5 protein-coding genes are annotated in these 4,945 nt (G+C 69.3%); 2 read left to right on the forward strand and 3 right to left on the reverse strand.

The window, feature by feature from the left end; all coding sequences use genetic code 11:
- From I0Q12_RS20120 to I0Q12_RS20130, 3 genes are all read right to left on the reverse strand, one after another.
- A partial coding sequence (locus I0Q12_RS20120; protein ID WP_197253919.1) for a maleylpyruvate isomerase family mycothiol-dependent enzyme occupies positions 1-529 on the reverse strand: 529 nt, incomplete at its 3' end.
- 60 nt (positions 530-589) lie between these two features.
- Entirely contained in the window at positions 590-1,063 is a 474-nt protein-coding gene (locus I0Q12_RS20125; RefSeq protein WP_197253921.1) for a VOC family protein, read from the reverse strand.
- Between the two features lie 61 nt (positions 1,064-1,124).
- On the reverse strand, positions 1,125-2,555 hold the full coding sequence (locus I0Q12_RS20130) for a lipase maturation factor family protein (protein ID WP_197253923.1): 1,431 nt from the start codon (positions 2,553-2,555) through the stop codon (positions 1,125-1,127).
- 128 nt (positions 2,556-2,683) lie between these two features.
- Here I0Q12_RS20130 and I0Q12_RS20135 point away from each other — a divergent pair, with 128 nt between their 5' ends.
- Together I0Q12_RS20135 and I0Q12_RS33320 are read left to right on the forward strand one after the other, a co-directional pair.
- Complete coding sequence (locus tag I0Q12_RS20135; RefSeq protein ID WP_197253925.1) at positions 2,684-4,198, forward strand: ATP-dependent DNA ligase; 1,515 nt, start codon at positions 2,684-2,686, stop codon at positions 4,196-4,198.
- A 65-nt stretch (positions 4,199-4,263) separates the two neighbouring features.
- A partial coding sequence (locus tag I0Q12_RS33320) for an alpha-hydroxy-acid oxidizing protein (RefSeq protein WP_307846364.1) occupies positions 4,264-4,945 on the forward strand: 682 nt, incomplete at its 3' end.

The following is a 4,945-nucleotide window of genomic DNA, read 5'->3' on the forward strand; positions in this document are numbered from 1 at the left end:
GACCCTCGCCGACCGACCAGTCGACATCGGTTGCGATGAAGCGGAATCCGTCGAGCGGAACAGACTCGAAGACCCGGCTCTTGCTCGTTCCACGCGAGGACCAGACCCGATCCGCCGCGGTGGCCGCCGCCGCGGTCGGCATCGGGAGGTCCCGCTGCAGCGGCACCGCGATGTCCTGGCTGTGGACGAGGATGTCGATCAGTGCCTCGAGCTCGGTGAGGCCGATGTTGTGCCGGCGCGAGCCGATCGTGGCCCGGATGTCCGCGACCAGCCGTTCGGGCGGTGACGAGGCGCGGCTGCGGGCGGATTCGCGGATCATCGTGTTGACACTGCCGGGATGCCGCAGCGCCATCCGGATCGCCTGACCGAGCGTGATCTGCTGCAGCGTCAGGTGGGCGGCGACGTCGCGCACGGTCCAGCCCTCGCACAACGACGGGTGCGACCACTCGTCGTCGGAAAGCTGTTCGAGCAGGTCGGCCGTGCGTCGACGTTGGTCGTCGATCGCGTCCCACACCTCGTCGGAGTCCATCCGGCCACCCCGTTTCCTGTCCTCCCGCACGACACCCGGCCCGGATGACACCCGGCACGTTCAGCCGCGCGCCGCCTCCTCGAGCACCGGCACCTCGATCTTGTGCATCTTCATCAGCGCGTCGCTGACCCGCTGCACGACTCCCAGATCCGGGTCGGACATCAGTTCCCCGAGCCTGCGCGGCACCACCTGCCAGGACACCCCGAACCTGTCCTTCAGCCATCCGCACTGCGATTCCTCGCCGCCGTCGGCGGTGAGGGCGTCCCAGTAGTGGTCCACCTCGTCCTGGTCGGCGCAGTCGATCGCGAACGACACGGCCTCGTTGAACCGGAACTGGGGACCGCCGTTGAGCCCGCTGAACCGGGTGCCGTCGAGTTCGAACTCGACGGTCAGGGCGGTGCCCGCCGGAACCGGTGAGTCCTCGGGATAGGGGGTGACCTTCAGAATGCGCGAATTGGGGAACACCGTGATGTAGTACTCGGCTGCTTCCTGCGCGTTCATGTCGAACCACAGCCACGGGGTGATCGCGGGCATCGGTTTCTCCTCGTCTCGGGTTTCCATCGTCGCCTACACAGACCCCCCGGCGCGGGAAAACTCATCGGTCGACGAGCTCGGCCGGGTAGAAGAACTCGCCGATCAGGCTCCGCTCCCACCACTCACCCGTCGCACGCCGCTGCGCGCGGGTGGTGAACCGGTACCGGTACAGGCGGGCGCGCACGAAGCGCGGCGGTTCGTCCGGGAACGGGTTGTGCCGCAGCAGCTTCAGAACGTGCTTGTCGTTGCTGAGCAGTTTCGCCATGAGCTGTGGGAACCAGGCGGCCGCGTAGTCCCGGGAGATCCCGGCGAACCACATGAGCCAGTCCAGCCTCAGATGGTAGGGCGCGAACTGGCGGGGTCGGCGCCGCAGGTCGCCCGGCTTGCCCTTGAATTCGTATTCCTTCCATTCCGTGTCGGGGCCGATCGTCGCATCGGAGGTGCCTTCGACGACGACCTCGCGTCGCACCCGCGTCACGCTGCCGAACGCGCCGTAGGTGTTGACGAAATGCCACTTGTTGAAGCTGGCGTTCATCTTCTGCTTGCCCGACGCCATGTTCCGGATCGGCTGGTAGCTCAGCACCACCACCACGGCGGCCAGGGCCAATGCGGCCGCAGTGAAGGCCGCTGGTGTGTCCTTGTGGCCGCCGGGGGCGCCGAAAGGCAACACCAGGTCATAGGCCGTATTCGGTATCACGGACAACCCAAGGATGATCGCCATCCAGTTCAACCACGAGAAGTTGCCGCTGGCCACCAGCCACAACTGGGTGACGATCATGATCCCGGCGGCGATCCAGGCGACCGGTTGCGGCAGGAACAACCCGAACGGCACGACGAGCTGCGTGAAGTGGTTGCCGAGAACCTCCACCTTGTGCAGCGGTCGCGGCAGGCGATGGAAGTACCAGCTGAACGGGCCGGGCATCGGCTGGGTCTCGTGGTGGTAGTACAGGCACGTCAGGTCCCGCCAGCAGCGGTCGCCGCGCATCTTGATCAGACCCGCTCCGAACTCGAGGCGGAACAGCAGCCACCGCAGCAGGATCAGCACGACGAACGGCGGCGCGATCTCCGCATTGCCCAGGAAGATCGCGAGCACACCCGCTTCGAGCAGCAACGATTCCCAGCCGAACGAGTACCACACCTGCCCCACGTTGACGATGGACAGGTACAGCGCCCACAGGACGAACCACACGAGCATCGTCAACGGCAGCGGCAGCAGGTCCGTGACCCCGAGGACCGTGGCGGCGGCGAGCACCGTCCCGGTCGCCGCGACCGCGGCGTAGAACCGGTCCGAATAGTGCCAATGGAACAGGCTCGGCGACCGCCGGAACGGCACCGCCCGCACGAAGTCCGGGATGGGGAGCAGCCCATCGGACCCGAGCAGCGCCCGGAACTGGTTGAACGCCCCCAGGAACGCGACGAAGTACAGGGCCGCGAGTCCCCGTGTGAAGAACAGCCGGCCCCACGTGTAACCGTCCGCATCGAACCAGTCCACCGCCCTCACCGATTCCGAGGATCCCACCGCTGCGACGCTTTGGAAACCCGCGCCTCCCGGAGAGGGCACCGTCGTCCGTCCGGAGCGAATATCGGTCCCCACCGCCCGGACGCGGCTACCGTCGGACTGTGCGTGTGTCCCGGATCGTCGCCGTGTCGGACGCCGTGGGTGCCACCCGCTCACGGCGGGAGAAGGTCGCGCTGCTGCGGGAGCTGCTCGCCGACCTGGACCCGGACGAGGTGGAACCGGTCGTCGCGTGGCTGTCGGGCGAGGTGCGGCAGGGCCGGATCGGCGTCGGGTGGCGCACCCTCACCGGCCTGCAGATCGACCCGGCACCCGAGCCGACCCTCTCGGTCGGTGACGTCGACGCGACCTTCACCACCCTCGCCGCGACTACCGGCGCGGGCTCCACGGAACGCCGCCGCACGCTGCTGACCTCCTTGTTCGGTGCCGCGACCGCGGAAGAGCAGCAGTTCCTGGTCCGCCTGCTCACCGGAGATCTGCGGCAGGGCGCGCTCGAAGGGGTGATGACCGACGCCGTCGCCGCGGCCTCGTCGGTACCGGTCGAGGCGGCGCGCCGCGCGTTCATGTTGTCGGGCCGCCTCCCCGCGACCGCGGCGGCCGCGCTCGCGGGCGGTGTGGAGGCGCTGGGCGTGTTCCGGCTCGAGGTAGGACGGCCGGTCCGGCCGATGCTCGCGTCCCCCGCCGGGTCGCTCGCCGAGGCGCTCACCCAGCTCGGCCCGGCGGTGAGCGTCGAGTACAAACTCGACGGCGCCCGCATCCAGGTGCACCGGCACGGCGACGACGTCCGCGTCTACACCCGCACGTTGCGCGACATCACGTCGAGCGTGCCCGAGCTCGTCGAACTGGTTGCGGCGCTGCCGTGTTCGAGTGTCGTGCTCGACGGCGAAACCCTGGCACTCACCGACAGCGGACGACCGCGCCCGTTCCAGGAGACGATGAGCCGGTTCGGCGCGGCGAGCGCCCACGACCTGCTGCTGCACCCGTACTTCTTCGACTGCCTGCATCTGGACGGCACCGATCTGCTCGACGCCCCGCTCACGGACCGGATCGCCGCCCTCGACACGGTCGCAGCACCGTACCGGATCCCGTCCCTGATCGAGCCCGATCCGGACGCGGCAGCAGCGCACTTCGACGCTGCCCTGGCCGACGGCCACGAGGGTGTGATGGTCAAGTCCCTCACCGACCCGTACGCGGCCGGACGGCGTGGCCGCACCTGGCTCAAGGTCAAACCCGAACACACCCTGGACCTGGTGGTACTCGGCGCCGAGTGGGGCTACGGCCGGCGCACCGGATTCCTGTCGAACCTGCATCTGGGCGCCCGCGACCCCGACGGCGGCGAACCGATCATGGTGGGCAAGACGTTCAAGGGTCTGACCGACGAGCTGCTGCGCTGGCAGACCGAGGAGTTTCCGCGCCGCGAACGTACCCGCGACGCGCACACCGTCTACCTGCGTCCCGAGCTGGTCGTCGAGATCGAGCTCGACGGGGTGCAGATCAGCCCGCGCTATCCCGGCGGGGTGGCCCTGCGGTTCGCGCGGGTGCTGCGGTACCGGCCGGACAAGGACGCCGCCGACGCGGACACCATCGACGCGGTGCGCGCGCTGCTGCCTTCCCGGTAAACGACCTGCCGCCCACGGGTCGCGGCTACCGTCGTCGATGTGTGTGCGCCCCGAGAGGAGAACCCGTGACCGAAATCGCCGCCTCCCCCGCCGCAGGCCCCGGCCGGGAACGTCAGGGTGTCGTCTACCGCGACGGGGCGCTCGGCCGCCGGCCCGCGGCCCCGACGAACTTCGCCGATCTGGAGCGCGCCGCGCGCCGGGCCAGTTCGAAGCGTGCCTGGGCGTACGTCGCGGGAGGTGCCGGTGAGGGCCGGACGATGCGCAACAACCGTCGCGCGTTCGACCGGTGGGCGATCGTGCCGCGCATGGCGCACGGCGTCACCGAACGGAATCTCGGCACCACGGTGGTGAACACCGCGTTGTCGTCGCCTCTGCTGCTCGCGCCCGTCGGTGCGGGCGCGTTGATGGCCCCCGACAGCGACCTGGCGATCGCGCGGGCCGCCGCGGCGACAGGGGTGCCGTACATCTTCTCCAACCAGGGCTGCACGCCGATGGAGGACTGCGCCGCCGCGATGGGCGACGCACCGCGGTGGTTCCAGCTGTACTGGAGCTCGGACGAGGACCTCGTCGACAGCCTGCTGCACCGGGCCGAGACGATCGGCGCGGAGGCCGTCGTCGTCACCCTCGACACGACCGTGCTGGGGTGGCGTCCGCAGGATCTGAATCTCGGTTCGCTGCCGTTCGCGCGTGGCGAGGGCATCGCCCAGTACACGTCCGATCCGCGTTTCCGCGATATCGTGCGGCGGC

The sequence above is a fragment of the Rhodococcus sp. CX genome (genome assembly GCF_015865005.1).
GTDB lineage: Bacteria > Actinomycetota > Actinomycetes > Mycobacteriales > Mycobacteriaceae > Rhodococcus.